Origin of the sequence: Klebsiella sp. K47, from assembly GCF_051858335.1 — a bacterium.
Lineage (GTDB): Bacteria > Pseudomonadota > Gammaproteobacteria > Enterobacterales > Enterobacteriaceae > Klebsiella > Klebsiella pneumoniae.
In genome coordinates, this window is record NZ_JBPYUI010000028.1 from 37,898 (window position 1) to 54,324 (window position 16,427).

The 16,427-nt window shown below is 59.6% G+C and carries 14 protein-coding genes; 10 read left to right on the forward strand and 4 right to left on the reverse strand.

Going from position 1 to position 16,427, the window contains the following annotated elements; all coding sequences use genetic code 11:
* Positions 1-4: 4 nt before the first annotated feature.
* Positions 5-1,213 carry an enterochelin esterase gene (gene fes, locus RRF55_RS22460; RefSeq protein ID WP_021313372.1) on the reverse strand — a complete coding sequence of 403 codons (1,209 nt, stop codon included), beginning with the start codon at positions 1,211-1,213 and terminating at the stop codon, positions 5-7.
* 259 nt (positions 1,214-1,472) lie between these two features.
* Between fes and fepA the strand changes: the two genes are divergently transcribed.
* Positions 1,473-3,701 (forward strand): siderophore enterobactin receptor FepA, encoded by a 2,229-nt coding sequence (gene fepA / locus RRF55_RS22465; protein ID WP_439419170.1) that lies wholly within the window; start codon positions 1,473-1,475, stop codon positions 3,699-3,701.
* A 66-nt stretch (positions 3,702-3,767) separates the two neighbouring features.
* Positions 3,768-4,391 carry an enterobactin synthase subunit EntD gene (gene entD, locus RRF55_RS22470; RefSeq protein ID WP_032414660.1) on the forward strand — a complete coding sequence of 208 codons (624 nt, stop codon included), beginning with the start codon at positions 3,768-3,770 and terminating at the stop codon, positions 4,389-4,391.
* A 51-nt stretch (positions 4,392-4,442) separates the two neighbouring features.
* Here the strand turns inward: entD and RRF55_RS22475 are convergent, their stop codons facing one another.
* Together RRF55_RS22475 and RRF55_RS22480 are read right to left on the reverse strand one after the other, a co-directional pair.
* Complete coding sequence (locus RRF55_RS22475) at positions 4,443-5,378, reverse strand: transketolase family protein (RefSeq protein ID WP_023282274.1); 936 nt, start codon at positions 5,376-5,378, stop codon at positions 4,443-4,445.
* Positions 5,371-6,201: a transketolase gene (locus RRF55_RS22480; protein WP_002893603.1), complete on the reverse strand. Its 831-nt coding sequence runs from the start codon at positions 6,199-6,201 to the stop codon at positions 5,371-5,373. The genes RRF55_RS22475 and RRF55_RS22480 overlap by 8 nt, the downstream gene beginning before the upstream one ends.
* Positions 6,202-6,575: 374 nt before the next feature.
* Between RRF55_RS22480 and RRF55_RS22485 the strand changes: the two genes are divergently transcribed.
* The 8 genes from RRF55_RS22485 to RRF55_RS22520 all read left to right on the forward strand — a co-directional run bounded on the left by RRF55_RS22485 (position 6,576) and on the right by RRF55_RS22520 (position 15,630).
* A complete protein-coding gene (locus RRF55_RS22485; protein ID WP_002893602.1) occupies positions 6,576-7,526 on the forward strand; it encodes a sugar-binding transcriptional regulator in 951 nt (316 codons plus the stop codon).
* Positions 7,527-7,875: 349 nt separating this feature from the next.
* Positions 7,876-9,396, forward strand: a complete 1,521-nt coding sequence (locus RRF55_RS22490; protein WP_004191412.1) for an FGGY family carbohydrate kinase — start codon at positions 7,876-7,878, stop codon at positions 9,394-9,396.
* Between the two features lie 159 nt (positions 9,397-9,555).
* Positions 9,556-10,491 carry a D-ribose ABC transporter substrate-binding protein gene (locus tag RRF55_RS22495; protein WP_002893597.1) on the forward strand — a complete coding sequence of 312 codons (936 nt, stop codon included), beginning with the start codon at positions 9,556-9,558 and terminating at the stop codon, positions 10,489-10,491.
* Between the two features lie 43 nt (positions 10,492-10,534).
* The gene (locus RRF55_RS22500) at positions 10,535-11,155 is read left to right on the forward strand and encodes a DUF2291 family protein (RefSeq protein ID WP_002893596.1); all 621 of its coding nucleotides are present in this window, start codon (positions 10,535-10,537) and stop codon (positions 11,153-11,155) included.
* Between the two features lies 1 nt (position 11,156).
* Complete coding sequence (locus tag RRF55_RS22505; protein ID WP_004176928.1) at positions 11,157-12,701, forward strand: sugar ABC transporter ATP-binding protein; 1,545 nt, start codon at positions 11,157-11,159, stop codon at positions 12,699-12,701.
* A gap of 17 nt (positions 12,702-12,718) precedes the next feature.
* Positions 12,719-13,786, forward strand: coding sequence for an ABC transporter permease (locus RRF55_RS22510; RefSeq protein WP_002893591.1), 1,068 nt, complete (start codon positions 12,719-12,721; stop codon positions 13,784-13,786).
* Between the two features lie 60 nt (positions 13,787-13,846).
* A complete protein-coding gene (locus RRF55_RS22515) occupies positions 13,847-14,644 on the forward strand; it encodes an SDR family oxidoreductase (RefSeq protein ID WP_004191416.1) in 798 nt (265 codons plus the stop codon).
* A 200-nt stretch (positions 14,645-14,844) separates the two neighbouring features.
* Positions 14,845-15,630, forward strand: a complete 786-nt coding sequence (locus RRF55_RS22520) for an SDR family oxidoreductase (RefSeq protein WP_021313378.1) — start codon at positions 14,845-14,847, stop codon at positions 15,628-15,630.
* Positions 15,631-15,682: 52 nt separating this feature from the next.
* On the opposite strand, the gene RRF55_RS22525 is transcribed toward RRF55_RS22520, so the two are convergent.
* Positions 15,683-16,288, reverse strand: coding sequence for a glutathione S-transferase (locus RRF55_RS22525; protein ID WP_004223546.1), 606 nt, complete (start codon positions 16,286-16,288; stop codon positions 15,683-15,685).
* Between the last annotated feature and the right edge of the window lie 139 nt (positions 16,289-16,427).

Consider the following 16,427-nt stretch of genomic DNA (forward strand, 5'->3'; position numbering starts at 1 on the left):
GATGCTAAGGGTGCGACAGCAGAGGCTGCCAGAGCTGGATAAGCCCTGCCGTCAGCCCGCCGCGCCAGCAAAGCGCATCATGCCCGCCGTCAACCTGACGCCAGAAAATCGTCTGCTGTGTTGTGGTGAGTTGCGCCAGTAGCGCCTGGTTCGCGCGAAAAATAATCGGTTCGCGTTGGCCCGCTTCCAGCCAGATGCGCAGCCCGGCCGCGGACACCTCACCCTGGCGAAGCTGTTCGCCGATAAAGCCCATCCCGCGGCCATCACGGTGCGGCCACCAGTAGGAGCCTGACTGGCTGAGCACGCAGCCAAAGCGCTGCGGCCAGTTGAGAGCGGCGAACATCGCCGCCAGACCGCCGAAGCTTTGCCCGGCCACCACCGTCCGATCCGGGCGGTCGCTGAACGGGGCATAGCCGTGGACCAGCGGCAGGAGCTCCTCCTGCACCGCCAGCCAGAAATCGCGGTGACAGGGCAGCTCAACCCCGCGGCGCTGGTTGTCGATCGCGTCGATCAGCAGGTAGACCGCCGGCGGCAGTCTCCCCTCGCGGGTCAGGGCGGCCAGCGGCGACCACACCGGCATGCTCTCGGCCCAGAACTGGCCGTCGAGCAGGATCGCCAGCGGCCGCGTTTGCGGGTCGACAGCCTCGCCGGTGGTGTAGATCCAGACCCGGCGATGGTTGCCCAGACGCGCGCTGCGCCACTCAAGGCAACGGGCGGCAGGATGCGCCTCATTAAGCGGGTCCCAGCCGGGCTGCGCGGGGGCCTGCGGCATCTCCAGGGCGGACACGCCATGGCCGCGTCCGCCCCGCCAGCTGTGCGGGTTCAGCGGATCGGCTATCGCCCGCGGCAGCAGTTTGCGCCAGCCTTCGCGTAGCAGCGCGCGGTCGGGCGCATCAGCGCTGAACACCTCAGGGGAAAAATCATCGTCACGGTCGGAGGGAATAAAACAGTAGCTGCCGCGCCAGGTCGGCGACAGCGTAGTGCGCCAGAACCAGGCGTCGGTCCCGGGGAGACGTTGCAGCGATTGCGGACGCGCATTCTGATGGTGGTCGGTCACGCCGGTGATATAGAGCCATACCCGACGATGGGGAGAGCGGGTTTCATCCCCCGCCGGGTCCCGCCACCAGAACGTTACCTCGATGGCGTCATCCACTGCGCGGCACTGCGGCCCCCGCAGGGTTTGCCACCACTCCTCGCTTCCTGTCCTTAACATTCTGTCATTAACCCTATGTATAGCGTGACTTTTTTAATTAATTGTCATTATTTATTGATAATATTATTGATAACTATTTGCATTTGCAATAGCGTATTAGCGCGCCGTGGGAAGCGCGTCTTTCATCAGAACATGTCAAATCGGGCTTATTCAGCCAGCGACGGAGTGCCTTTGCCCGCTTTTGGCAACATTTATGCCGCCTCCCCTCCCGGTGGGAAGGGGCGTTTGGGGAACGTGGCGACAAAAAGCAGGAATAACAATGAATAACAGGATCAAATCCCTGGCCTTGCTGGTCAATCTGGGAATTTACGGGGTTGCTTTTCCGTTAAGCGCAGCGGAAACCTCCACCGACGATAAAAACAGCGCCGCTGAAGAGACCATGGTGGTCACCGCCGCCGAGCAGAACCTGCAGGCGCCGGGCGTCTCCACCATCACCGCCGATGAGATCCGCAAACGCCCCCCGGCGCGCGACGTCTCGGAGATCATTCGCACCATGCCGGGAGTCAACCTGACCGGCAACTCCACCAGCGGCCAGCGCGGCAACAACCGCCAGATTGATATCCGCGGCATGGGCCCGGAAAATACCCTGATCCTGATCGACGGCAAGCCGGTCACCAGCCGCAACTCCGTGCGCCTTGGCTGGCGCGGCGAGCGCGACACCCGCGGCGATACCAGCTGGGTGCCGCCGGAGATAATCGAACGTATCGAAGTGATTCGCGGCCCGGCCGCCGCCCGCTACGGCAACGGCGCCGCCGGCGGCGTGGTGAATATCATCACCAAAAAAACCGGCGATGAGTGGCACGGCTCATGGAACACCTATATGAACGCCCCGGAGCACAAGGATGAAGGCCCCACCAAACGCACTAACTTCAGCCTCAGCGGCCCGCTGGGCGGCGATTTTAGCTTCCGCCTGTTCGGTAACCTCGACAAAACGCAGGCCGACGCCTGGGATATCAACCAGGGCCATCAGTCCGAGCGTACCGGGATCTATGCCGATACTCTGCCGGCCGGGCGCGAAGGGGTGAAAAACAAAAACATCGATGGTCTGGTGCGCTGGGAATTCGCTCCGATGCAGTCGCTGGAGTTTGAGGCCGGCTACAGCCGCCAGGGCAACCTCTACGCCGGCGATACCCAGAACACCAACTCCAACGACCTGGTAAAAGAGAACTACGGCAAAGAGACCAACCGTCTGTATCGCAACACCTACTCGATTACCTGGAACGGCGCCTGGGACAACGGGGTGACCACCAGCAACTGGGCGCAGTACGAACGCACCCGCAACTCGCGCAAAGGCGAAGGCCTGGCCGGCGGCACCGAGGGGATCTTTAACAGCAACCAGTTCTCGGATATCGATCTGTCAGATGTGATGCTGCACAGTGAAGTCAGTATCCCGTTCGACTACCTGGTTAATCAGAACCTGACGCTGGGCAGCGAGTGGAATCAACAGCGGATGAAGGATAACGCGTCCAACACCCAGGCGCTGTCGGGAGGCGAAATTCCGGGCTACGACAGCACCGGCCGCAGCCCGTACTCGCAGGCGGAAATCTTCTCGCTGTTCGCCGAGAACAACATGGAGCTGACCGACACCACCATGCTGACTCCGGCGCTGCGTTTCGATCATCACAGCATCGTCGGCAATAACTGGAGCCCGTCCCTCAACCTGTCGCAGGGCCTGTGGGATGACTTCACGCTGAAGATGGGCATCGCCCGCGCCTATAAAGCGCCGAGCCTGTATCAGACCAACCCGAACTACATTCTCTACAGTAAAGGCCAGGGCTGCTACGCCAGTAAAGACGGCTGCTATCTGCAGGGTAACGACGACTTAAAAGCCGAGACCAGCATCAACAAAGAGATTGGCCTCGAGTTTAAACGCGACGGCTGGCTGGCGGGCGTCACCTGGTTCCGCAACGACTACCGCAACAAGATTGAAGCGGGCTATGCTCCGGTCTATCAAAACAATAAAGGTACCGATCTCTACCAGTGGGAAAACGTGCCGAAAGCGGTGGTGGAAGGTCTGGAGGGGACGTTGAACGTTCCGGTGAGCGAGACCGTCAACTGGACCAACAACATCACCTATATGCTGCAGAGTAAGAACAAAAAGACCGGCGATCGTCTGTCGATTATCCCGGAATACACGCTGAACTCCACCCTGAGCTGGCAGGTTCGCGATGACGTTTCGCTGCAGTCGACCTTCACCTGGTACGGCAAGCAGGAGCCGAAGAAGTACAACTACAAGGGTCAACCGGTCTCCGGCAGCGAGAAGAACGAGGTTAGCCCCTACAGCATCCTCGGCCTGAGCGCGACCTGGGACGTCACCAAATACGTCAGTCTGACCGGCGGCGTGGATAACGTCTTCGATAAGCGCCACTGGCGCGCGGGCAACGCCCAGACCACCGGGGGCGCCACCGGCACGATGTACGGCGCCGGCGCCGAGACCTATAACGAATCGGGCCGCACCTGGTACCTGAGCGTCAACACCCACTTCTGATAGCGGGTTCTCCCTCCCCCGCCCTTGCTGGACAAAGGGCGGGGGCAACCGCGGTAACCTTATCCTATGCGCCACCATCGCACCGTTTTGCCTCTGGCCGGCTATACCATCCAGCAGATCGACTTCGACCCGGCGACTTTCCAGCCTGAAGATCTGTTCTGGCTGCCCTATCACGCCAGCCTGACCGGGTGGGGCCGCAAGCGGCAGGCGGAGCACCTGGCCGGACGCATCGCCGCGGCATACGCCCTGCGCGAGGTGGGGGAGAAACGGCTTCCCGCCATCGGCGATCGGCGCCAGCCGCTGTGGCCCACGCCCTGGTTCGGCAGCATAAGTCATTGCGGCCAGCGCGCGCTGGCGGTGATCGCCGATCGGCCGGTGGGCGTCGATATCGAGCGCCGGTTTACCCCCCAGCTGGCGGCGGAACTGGAGAGCAGCATTATCGGTCCGGCGGAAAAAACGGCGCTGCTGCGCAGCGGCCTGCCCTTCCCGCTGGCGCTGACGCTGGCGTTTTCGGCGAAAGAGAGTGGGTTTAAGGCCTGCCATCCCGACGTACAGGCGGGCGTCGGTTTTAACGATTTTACGCTGGCTGCAATAAAGGAAGGAAATCTGCGTCTTCGGCTCTCCACCGTGGAGTATCGGCTGCAATGGATTCAGGCAGGGGAATACATCATCACGCTCTGCGCGCCGTAAAAAAACCCGCGCGGCATTCCGCACGGGTTATCGGTTTTAGACGGCGAAAAATCAGCGCATTTTCTGCGCCAGCTCCGCGACGGAAGCGGCATCGAAACCGTGGTGTTTACGCAGCCAGCCGCGATCTGCCGCCGCCGCATACTCACCATCCGGGATCCCCAGACGTTTGAGCGGGATACCTACCCCAGCCTCAGCCAATACTTCCGCCACCAGGCTTCCCACCCCGCCGTTGACGTTATGCTCCTCCACCGTAATCACCGCTTTGCACGGCTTCAGCGCCGCCAGCAGCGCGGCGGTATCGCAGGGGCGAAGAGATGGCACGCTCACCACTTTGGCCTGAATCCCCGCGTCGGCCAGCATCTGCGCCGCATCGACGATCTCATGCACCGTCGAGCCGGTGGCCACCAGCGCGATATCATCGCCTTCCCTCAGCGTGACGATCGCGCCCGGTACAAAGCGATAGCTTTCATCGTGCAGTTCCGGCAGCGCCTTGCCATCGAGGCGAATATAGACCGGCCCCTGATAACCGATGGCGTAATCAATAATCTGCCGACATTCGCGCGGCGAGGACGGGGCGAAAATCTGGATATTGCCGAAGCCGCGCATCACCGCCAGATCGTCAATGGCATGGTGGGTGCTGGCCAGCGGGCCGTAGCTGGCTCCGGCGTTAAGGCCAAACAGCTTGACGTTGGTGTTGTTGTAACAGACATCCACTTTGATTTGCTCATTGGCCCGCGAGATAAGAAACGGCGCGGCGTTACAGGTCACAGCCACTTTTCCGCCCAGCGCCAGACCGGCGGCGGTGCCGACCATGCTCTGCTCGGCGATGCCGACGTTCACCAGCCGGCCGGGGAACTGTTTAATAAACGGCGCGATTTTGGCCGTTGACGTGGAGTCGGCTACCACCGGCACCAGATCGACGCCGCGCTCCACGGCGGCGATAAAGGCTTCGACCATGACGTTAGCCAGGTGTTCTGCATTACTCATCTTTCAGTTCCTCCAGTGCCAGTGCAATTTCTTCGCCTTTCGGCACCCGGTGGTGCCACTCCGGGCGCCCCTGGATAAAGGAAATACCGGCACCTTTCGTGGTGTTGGCAATAATAACGTTGGGTTTACCTTCCTGCTTCAACCCCTCGATGACCGAGACCACCGAGGCCATGTCGTTACCCTGGCATTCGCTGACTTCCATACCGAAGGCGCGCCATTTATCGGCCAGCGGATCGGTATTCATGATTTCGCGCGTCGGCCCGGCCAGCTGGAGGTTGTTCTTATCATTAATAATGACCAGATTATCCAGGCCGTAATGTGCAGCCGCCAGGGCGGCTTCCCAGTTACTGCCTTCCGCCAGTTCGCCGTCGCCGGTGATCAAAAAAATGCGGCGGGTGCTGTTGCTTTTCTTCGCGGCCAGCGCCAGCCCCACCGCAACAGGCAAACCGTGGCCCAGCGCGCCGGTGTTGAGCTCGATGCCCGGCGTTTTTTGCCGCACCGGGTGGCCGGGGAGATGGGAATTGGCATGCTGGTAGGTCTCCAGCCACTCGACCGGGAAGAAGCCGGCTTCCGCCAGGACGCAGTAGTAGCAGCCCACGGCGTGGCCTTTCGACTGGATGTAGATATCGCGCTGCGGGTCGTCGAGCCGGTCCGGCGCGACGTTAAGGACGCGGAAATAGAGCGCGGTTAACAGTTCGACCTGCGAAAGGTCAGCCCCGGTGTGGCCGCCGGCCGGACTATTGGCGTTTAAGCGCACAATATGGCGCCGCACCGCGCGGGCTTTACGCTCCAGCGTCTGAATATCATATCTGTAGGGATTCATTTCACACCTCTGAATTTATTTTCAGCATGGAATATTTATTCCAGCAAGGACTAAAAAAACCAGATATCCCTATGCCGGGTGGTAAGCCTTCTGCCACAGCGCCCTACTCAGGAACATTCTGCCTCCCGCTCCAGGCGAAGCCCGGATAAACACATTGACTCGAAATCGCCTTGAATATATATTCAATAATGATTCTTTATTCGATTATGGCCTGGCTGTTTTGTTTTTGTCCATAGTCGATTTTGAGGATTGGCAAAAGTTAGACGCCTGTCACACTTAAGTCTGATTTTTTTTCGCGTATGATAAAAGTCACTACGATAATGGCTGCAGCTAACCGCCTGAAGAAAGGCGATAAATGATTTTCGAGGATTAATATGGCTAAGCAGGATGAACAACGGCTATTGGTTAAGATTGCCACGCTTTACTATCTGGAAGGACGAAAGCAGTCTGATATCGCCCAACTTCTCTCGCTGTCTCAGTCATTTGTCTCCCGCGCCATTACCCGCTGCCAGAAAGAAGGCGTCGTCAAGATCAGCGTCGTTCAGCCGTCCAACATCTTTCTGAAGCTCGAAAAAGGGCTTGAGGATCGCTACGGCCTTAAGCAGGCGGTGGTGGTGGATACCGAGGAAGAGGCCAGCGATCATACCATCAAGCGGGCGATTGGCTCCGCCGCCGCCCACTATCTGGAAACCCGGCTGCGGCCAAAAGATCTGATTGGCGTCTCCTCGTGGAGCTCAACCATTCGCGCGATGGTCGATGAAGTTCATGCGCAAAACCTGAAAGCCAGCGGCGTGATCCAACTGCTCGGCGGCGTCGGGCCAAACGGTAACGTGCAGGCGACGATTCTTACCCAGACCCTCGCCCAGCGCCTGAATTGCGACGCCTGGCTGCTGCCGTCACAGAGCATCGAAGGATCCATGGAGGAGCGCAACCGGCTGCTGGCCAGCAAAGACGTCGCTGACGTGGTGTCGCGCTTTGATGAAGTGGATATCGCCATCGTCGGCATCGGCATTCTCGAACCCTCTCAACTGCTGAAAACCTCCGGTAACTACTATCACGAAGATATGCTGCAGGTGCTGGCGGCGCGCGGCGCGGTGGGTGATATCTGCCTGCACTACTACGACAAAAACGGCCATCCGGTGTTACGCGATGATGAAGATCCGGTGATCGGTATGGCGCTGGAGAAGGTCAAAAAATGCCCGAACGTGGTCGCGCTGGCCGGCGGTACCGACAAAGTCGCGGCCATCAAAGGCGCCCTCACCGGCGGCTACATTGATGTTTTAATCACCGATTACCCTACCGCTCGCATGCTGGTTAGCGACTAACCTGCCGCGCTGCTTTTCCTCTCTGCCGCCCTGACGTGCTTTTTTAGCTTCAGGGCTGGCTCTGTTAATACATTTAAATTCAATCAGTTAATCAACCACTCCAGCCGCCTATCGCCGCTTTCGCCGATCGGCGAAATGTGATTGCCAGCACAATTGATGATTTTTCCGGTAGCCCGTCACCGGGTTTGTGGCTTAAGGTATCAAATAAATAATCACTATCGAATATATATTCAGTGATTAAAAAGATGATAATGAAATGTCACAACATGGCCTGCACAGACGCAGGAGACGGTGGGAGATATTCCTCGTCTTCGCGGTTCCAGGACACCGAGTGACCGAGGAGAGCACGATGCAGGCGACAGCAAAAGAGTTCATCATTGCCCTGGATGAAGGCACCACCAACGCCAAAGCGGTGGTGCTGGATAGCCGGGGCAAAGTTATCGTCAAATTCTCGCAGCCGCTGGCGATCCAAACGCCGCGCGACGGCTGGGTGGAGCAATCGGGCGAAGCGCTGGTTACCGCCTCACTGACGGTGATCGCCAGCGCGGTGGCCCACGTTGGCGCGGAAAACGTCGCCGCGCTGGCTATCAGCAACCAGCGGGAAACCGCCATCGGCTGGTATCGCGACAGCGGCGAACCGATTAACGCGGCCATTACCTGGCAATGCACCCGCAGCGCCGCGTTCTGCGACACGCTGCGTCACGATCGTCAGGAACAGCACATTAAGCGTGCCACCGGCCTGCCAATCGCCCCGCTGTTCTCGGCCTCCAAAATGCGCTGGCTGCTGGATGCGACTGTCGATGGCCGCCTGCGCGCCGAACGCGGTGAGATTTGCCTCGGCACCATCGACAGCTGGCTGCTGTGGAATCTGACTGCTGGAGAAGCCTTCTGCTGCGACTACTCCAATGCCTCCCGCACCCAGCTGCTGAACCTGCACCGCGGCGAGTGGGACGACGAGATGCTGGCGCTGTTCGGCATTCCGCGCGCGGCGTTGCCGGAAATTAAACCGTCGAGCGGCCTCTTCGGCCATACCAAAGGACTGGCCGCCATTCCGGACGGTATTCCGATCATGTCGATGATCGGCGACTCCCACGCCGCGCTGTTCGGCCACGCGCTCGGCGAGGCAGGCTGCGTCAAAGCCACCTACGGCACCGGCTCTTCGGTCATGGCCCCGGTCAAATCGGCGCAGTGCGATATCGACGCGCTGGCGACCACCGTCGCCTGGCACGATGGCGACCAGCTGGTGTGGGGCCTGGAAGGGAATATTCCCCACACCGGCGATGCTGTCGCCTGGATGGCGGACAGCACCGGACTGAGCGAACTCTCTGCCGCCGAGCTGGCCCATGAGCTGAATACCCTCCCCGCCTCCGTCGACTCAACCCTCGGGGTCTACTTCGTGCCGGCGCTGACCGGTCTTGGCGCGCCCTGGTGGGATGACAGCGCCCGCGGCGTGATTTGCGGCCTGAGTCGCGGGGTGAAACGCGCGCATCTGATCCGTGCGGCGCTGGAGTCCATCACCTATCAGATAGCCGACGTGGTGGTGGCGATGCGTCAGCATGAGGAGTTCACCCTGACGGCGTTGATGGTGGACGGCGGGCCGACCAACAATGACTGGCTGATGCAATACCAGGCCGATCTGCTCGGCTGCCCGGTGATGCGCAGCGACGTGCCGGAGCTGTCCGCCATCGGCGCGGCGTTGCTGGCACGCAAAGCGCTCCATCCGGGATCGACCGCCGATCTGCAGGCCTTCTTAACCGAACATAGCACCTTTCAGCCCGACATGGCCCGCCACCAGCGCTTACAAACGCGCTGGCAGGAGTGGCGCCATGCGGTCGACCGAACATTATGGAAACCGGACTCGCCAGCCTGACCGCCAGACTGCGCGACGACACGCATTCACTTATCACAGGAGAAACCCGGCCCATAACGATATCGCTATCCCCGAATACATTAGGGGAAATTTCAGACCGTAAAAGCCTGCCCGCTCAGGGGCTCATTTGTTCGAATATAAAAATACAGGAACAGAGTCATGAAATTACGTATAACCCTTTTAACCGCTGCGACCCTGACCGCCTTCTCCTTTGCCGCGCACGCCGCGGAGAAAGGCACCATTATGATCATGGTCAACTCGCTGGATAACCCGTATTACGCCTCGGAAGCCAAAGGCGCCAGCGAAAAAGCGCAAGCTCTCGGCTACAAAACCACCGTGCTGTCCCATGGCGAAGATGTCAAAAAGCAGAATGAGCTTATCGACACCGCGATTGGTAAAAAAGTGCAGGGCATTATTCTCGATAACGCTGACTCCACCGCCAGCGTCGCCGCCGTTGAAAAAGCCAAAAAAGCGGGCATTCCGGTGGTCTTAATTAACCGCGAAATTCCGGTTGATGATGTGGCACTGGAACAAATTACCCACAATAACTTCCAGGCCGGCTCTGAGGTCGCCAACGTCTTCGTCGAGAAAATGGCGGAGAAAGGCAAATACGCCGAGCTGACCTGCAACCTCGCCGATAATAACTGCGTCACCCGTTCTAAATCTTTCCATCAGGTCATTGACCAATATCCGGATATGGTCAGCGTGGCGAAACAGGATGCCAAAGGCACCCTGATCGACGGCAAACGCATCATGGACAGCATCCTGCAGGCGCACCCCGACGTGAAAGGCGTCATCTGTGGCAACGGGCCGGTAGCCCTTGGCGCGATTGCGGCGCTGAAAGCGGCCAACCGTAGCGATGTGATCGTCGTCGGCATCGACGGCAGCAACGATGAGCGCGACGCCGTGAAAGCCGGCACCCTGCAGGCAACCGTGATGCTGCAGGCGCAGGCCATCGCCGCTCAGGGCGTCACCGATCTGGATAACTACCTGCAAAAAGGCGAGAAGCCGGCGAAGCAGCGCGTGATGTTCCGCGGCATTCTGATTACTCAGGATAACGCCGATAAAGTCCAGGATTTCAACATTAAGTCCTGAGTTCGGGTGGTTGCGCCCCTGCGGGGGCGCAGAGGAGAGCATTATGTTTAAGAAAACCTGTCTGACGCTGGCCGTACTGGCGCTAGGGGGCTGTCGCATCGTCTCGCAGCAGGAGCTGGCAGACCTGAAATCCCCGCCCAACCCGCATATGGCGAATATGGATAAAACCTGGCAGCAGAGCATCGTACCGCAGGTGGTGACGAAAGCGCGTCCGGCGGCGGAACTGATGAGCGCGCTCAAGGCGGCAAAAGACATTGATAGCGCCTGTAAAACCCTCGGCTACCGTGCGCAGGATGAAAACCCCTGCATCTTCTACGTCAAGGTTTCAGGTACCGTCAGCAAACTCGATACCGCCTCGCGCAGCGGCAAAATGACCTTGACCGACGCCAGCGTCGGGAAGGTGACGGTGCAGATTGGCCCTACCCTGCGCGGCACCCAGCTGCGCGACGGCTACAGCGGCGCCAGCTATCAGGACTTTAATGACCAGGTGCTGTTCGGCGAGTACAGCAAGAATATCAACAGTCAGGCGGTCAAAATGATTCAGACAGCCAACGTCAAAACCGGCGACAGCGTGGAGGTGTACGGCGTCTTCTCGGCCTGGGATATTCCACAAACTCTCCCGGAAATTACCCCGGCGAAAATCATTCATGCAGGGGGACAATAATATGGCGCCGCACGATCTCGTCGCTCCCCAGCCCGTTGAGTCCGAAGTGATTATCGAAACCCGCGGCCTGTCGCGCGTCTATCCCGGCGTAACCGCCCTGGATAATGTCAATTACCGGGTCTATCGAAATAAGGTCAACGTGCTAATCGGAGAAAATGGTGCGGGTAAATCCACCATGATGAAAATGCTTGCCGGTGTGGAAACGCCCTCCTCCGGGCAAATTATCCTCGATGGTGAAGCAGTTTCATTACAGTCGACGCATCAGGCAGAAAAACTGGGCATCAGTATTATTTTTCAGGAACTGAATTTATTTCCCAATATGAATGTGATGGACAACATCTTCATGGCGAATGAATTCTTTCAGAAAGGACGCATTAACGAAAAATACCAGTACGCGCTGGCCAAATCACTGCTGGAACGGCTGGAGCTGGATGTCGATCCTTACGCTCCGCTGGGTGAACTCGGTATCGGCCACCAGCAGTTAGTCGAGATTGCCCGCGCCCTGTCGAAAGACACCCGCGTGCTGATCATGGACGAGCCCACCTCGGCGCTGAGCCAGTCTGAGGTCAAAGTGCTGTTCAAGGTGATCGCGCAGCTTAAGCGGCGCGGCGTGACCATCATCTATATCTCGCATCGCCTCGAAGAGCTGATGGAGATTGGCGACAACATCACCATTTTCCGCGACGGTCGCTTTATCAGCGAGCGTCACGTCAGCGACGCCAGCGTACCGTGGATCATCGAGCAGATGGTCGGTGATAAGAAAAAACACTTTGATTATCAACCGGCGCCAAAAGGCGACGCAGTGCTTGACGTCAAAGGGCTGACCGCGCTGCATCCCAGCGGCGGTTACAAGCTCAATGACGTCACCTTCACCCTCAGCAAAGGCGAAGTGATCGGTATTTACGGCCTGCTGGGCGCCGGGCGCACCGAGCTGTTTAAAGGCCTGGTCGGCTTGATGCCCTGCCAGCGCGGCGAGGTGCATCTTAACGGCGAAAGCATCGGCAAATCTCGCTTTCAACAGCGCCTGAAAAAGGGGCTGGCGCTGGTGCCGGAGGACCGTCAGGGCGAAGGCGTGGTGCAGATGATGTCGATTCAGGCCAACATGACGCTCTCTGATTTCAGCCTGCAGGGGTTCCGCCGCGCCTGGCGCTGGTTGAACCCGCAAAAAGAAGAGACCTGCGTGAAAGAGATGATCCAGCAGCTGGCGATCAAGGTCAGCGACGCCACATTGCCCATCACCTCGCTGAGCGGCGGCAATCAACAAAAAGTGGTGCTGGGTAAAGCGCTGATGACCCAGCCGCAGGTGGTGTTCCTCGACGAACCGACGCGCGGCATCGACGTCGGCGCGAAAACCGACGTCTATCACCTGATCGGCAAAATGGCTCAGCAGGGGCTGGCGGTGATGTTCTCATCTTCGGAACTGGATGAGGTGATGGCCCTGGCCGACCGCATCCTGGTGATGGCCGATGGCCGCATTACCGCCGATTTACCGCGCCATGCGGTGACCCGCGAACAGTTAATCGCGGCTTCAACACCTCAAGATTAATCAGGCTGGAATCCATCATGAACCAGAAATATATGATTTATATGTACCTGCTGAAGGCCCGCACCTTTATCGCCCTCCTGCTGGTGATCGCGTTCTTCAGCGTGATGGTACCCAACTTCCTGACCGCCTCTAACCTGCTGATCATGACCCAGCACGTGGCGATCACCGGCCTGCTGGCCATCGGCATGACGCTGGTCATTCTCACCGGCGGCATTGATTTGTCCGTCGGCGCGGTGGCGGGGATCTGCGGCATGGTCGCGGGCGCGCTGCTGACCAACGGCCTGCCGCTGTGGAACGGCGATATCCTCTTCTTTAATGTCCCGGAGGTGATCCTCTGCGTGGCGATCTTCGGTGTGCTGGTCGGTCTGGTCAACGGCGCGGTGATCACCCGCTTCGGCGTGGCGCCGTTTATCTGCACCTTAGGCATGATGTACGTCGCCCGCGGCTCCGCGCTGCTGTTTAACGACGGGAGCACCTACCCGAATCTCAACGGCATGGAAGCGCTGGGCAACACCGGTTTCGCCACCCTCGGATCCGGCACCCTGCTCGGCGTCTATCTGCCGATCTGGCTGATGATCGGCTTCCTCGTGCTGGGCTACTGGCTGACCACTAAAACGCCGCTTGGCCGCTACATCTACGCCATCGGCGGCAATGAGTCTGCCGCCCGCCTCGCCGGCGTGCCAATCGTGAAAGCGAAAATATTCGTCTATGCCTTCTCCGGCCTGTGCGCGGCGTTTGTCGGCCTGATCGTCGCATCACAGCTGCAAACCGCGCACCCGATGACCGGCAACATGTTTGAGATGGACGCCATCGGCGCCACCGTGCTCGGCGGTACCGCGCTGGCCGGCGGCCGCGGCCGGGTGACCGGGTCAATTATCGGCGCCTTCGTCATCGTCTTCCTTGCCGACGGCATGGTGATGATGGGCGTCAGCGACTTCTGGCAGATGGTGATTAAAGGCGTGGTGATTGTCACCGCTGTGGTCGTCGACCAGTTCCAGCAGAAGCTGCAGAGCAAGGTCATCCTGATGCGCCGCCACGAGGAAAAACTGGCCGCCATCCCCCCCAACGGCGCCACCTCCAGCTAACCGGCAACGATTCACATCTTCCGCCGGGCCTGGTGCCCGGCTCAGCGAAAGGGAAAAAATATGCAACGAGATTTCCAGAACAAAACGGTGGTGATCACCGGCGCCTGCCGCGGCATCGGCGCAGGCATTGCCGAGCGCTTTGCCCGCGACGGCGCAAACCTGGTGATGGTCTCCAACGCCGAGCGCGTTCACGAGACCGCCGAAACGCTGCGTCAGCGCTATCAGGCGGATATTTTATCGCTGCAGGTCGATGTGACCGACGAAGCGCAGGTGCAGTCGCTGTATGAGCAGGCCGCCGCCCGCTTCGGCACCATCGACGTCTCCATTCAGAACGCCGGGGTGATCACCATCGATTACTACGACCGGATGCCAAAAGCCGATTTCGAAAAAGTGCTGGCGGTCAACACCACCGGCGTGTGGCTGTGCTGCCGCGAGGCGGCCAAATATATGGTGAAACAGAATCACGGCAGCCTGATCAACACCTCTTCCGGCCAGGGGCGACAGGGGTTTATCTACACGCCGCACTACGCCGCCAGCAAAATGGGCGTGATCGGCATTACCCAAAGCCTGGCGCACGAGCTGGCGCCGTGGAACATCACCGTCAACGCCTTCTGCCCCGGCATCATTGAGAGCGAGATGTGGGATTACAACGACCGCGTGTGGGGCGAAATTCTCAGCACCGAGCAGAAGCGCTACGGCAAGGGCGAACTGATGGCGGAATGGGTCGAAGGGATCCCAATGAAACGCGCCGGTAAGCCGGAAGACGTGGCCGGGCTGGTGGCCTTCCTCGCCTCCGACGACGCGCGCTATCTCACCGGGCAGACCATCAATATCGATGGCGGTTTGATTATGTCGTAATCCCCGCGGGTTAGCGGGCCCCATCGCCCGAATAAGGCGTCCCGAATTGGCGCTACCACGCCGGGACGGCCCCCCGGTGGCGCTACGCTTACCGGGGCTACGTAACACCGCCGAAAGGTAGCCCGGATAAGGCGCGGCGCACCACCATCCGGGAAGCCAGGCTCCCGACGTTCGACACTATATTGAAGAGAATAATCATTATGATCGGTAAAGACTTTGCACAACACCTATTTAGCCTGCGGGATCGCGTCGCCTTCGTCACCGGCGCCGGCAGCGGCATCGGCCAGACCATCGCCTGCAGCCTCGCCAGCGCGGGTGCACGGGTAGTCTGTTTTGATCTTCGCGACGACGGCGGGCTGGCGGAAACGGTCAGCCATATTGAATCCATCGGCGGTCAGGCTTGCTCTTATAACGGCGATGTCCGCCAGATTGCCGACCTGCGCGCCGCCGTCGCGCTGGCCAAAAGCCGCTATGGCCGCCTCGATATCGCCGTTAACGCCGCCGGGATCGCCAACGCCAATCCGGCGCTGGAGATGGAGAGCGAGCAATGGCAGCGGGTGATCGATATCAATCTCACCGGCGTATGGAACTCCTGCAAAGCGGAAGCGGAACTGATGCTGGAGTCCGGCGGCGGGTCGATTATCAATATCGCCTCGATGTCGGGGATTATTGTTAACCGCGGCCTCGACCAGGCGCATTACAACTGCTCCAAAGCCGGCGTGATCCATCTGTCGAAAAGCCTGGCGATGGAGTGGGTGGGCAAAGGGATCCGCGTCAATTCCATCAGTCCGGGATATACCGCCACGCCGATGAATACCCGTCCGGAGATGGTGCACCAGACCCGCGAGTTTGAAAGCCAGACGCCGATGCAGCGGATGGCGAAGGTGGAAGAAATAGCCGGCCCGGCGCTGTTCCTCGCCAGCGACGCCGCCTCGTTCTGCACCGGCGTAGACCTGGTGGTCGACGGCGGGTTTGTCTGCTGGTGATCCTCTCCTGCTTCAGGGCGCCACGCTGCGGCGCCCCTCTCCACCCCTGCCGTTAACCCAGCGGATACTGTTGAAACGCCGGCAGCGCCTCCCCCTTCTCCGCCAGCGCGCGAATATGCGGAAACGCCGCGGCCGACACCACCGCCGGGATCATCAACTGGATAAAGGACCAGACCACCGTGCTGGTGACCATCACCTGATCCGGCTGCGCGGCGGCGGCGCGGTCTGCCAGCCGGGCGTCCCACTCCCGACAGGCGGCCAGCAGCTGGCCGGTCACCCGGGCTATCCACGGCTGATGCTGCTTCTCTTCCGGCCGCAGACGGTGCTCATAAACATGCTGGACCGCTTTTTCACAGGCGGCGAGGATCACCCCCAGCAGGTGCAGATCGCGGGCCAGCGCCTCGGGATGCACGGGAAGCAGCCGGCGCCCGGCCGGATTGGTCGTTTCGAAATAGTGGAGGATCAGCGTGGAGTCCATCAGCTGCGTCCCGTTATCGAGCACCACCGTCGGCGCCTTGACCACCGGATTAATGCGGGAAAATTCGTCAAAGCCGCTAAAGACCGATAGCGGCAGGCTCTCGAATTCCACGCCATAGAGCGCCAGAGAAACCGCCACGCGTCTTACATAAGGTGAATCCATCATACCAATGAGTTTCATCGTCACTCCTGCCTGCGATAAAGAGGTTGCGGCTTTACCTTACTGGAAAACCGATGCCGCGAATATCACCAGATACTTACCGCAACGGTTAGTAAAACTAACAGATTGGCGACTCGCTGTAGCCCTCCAGCCCCCCTTG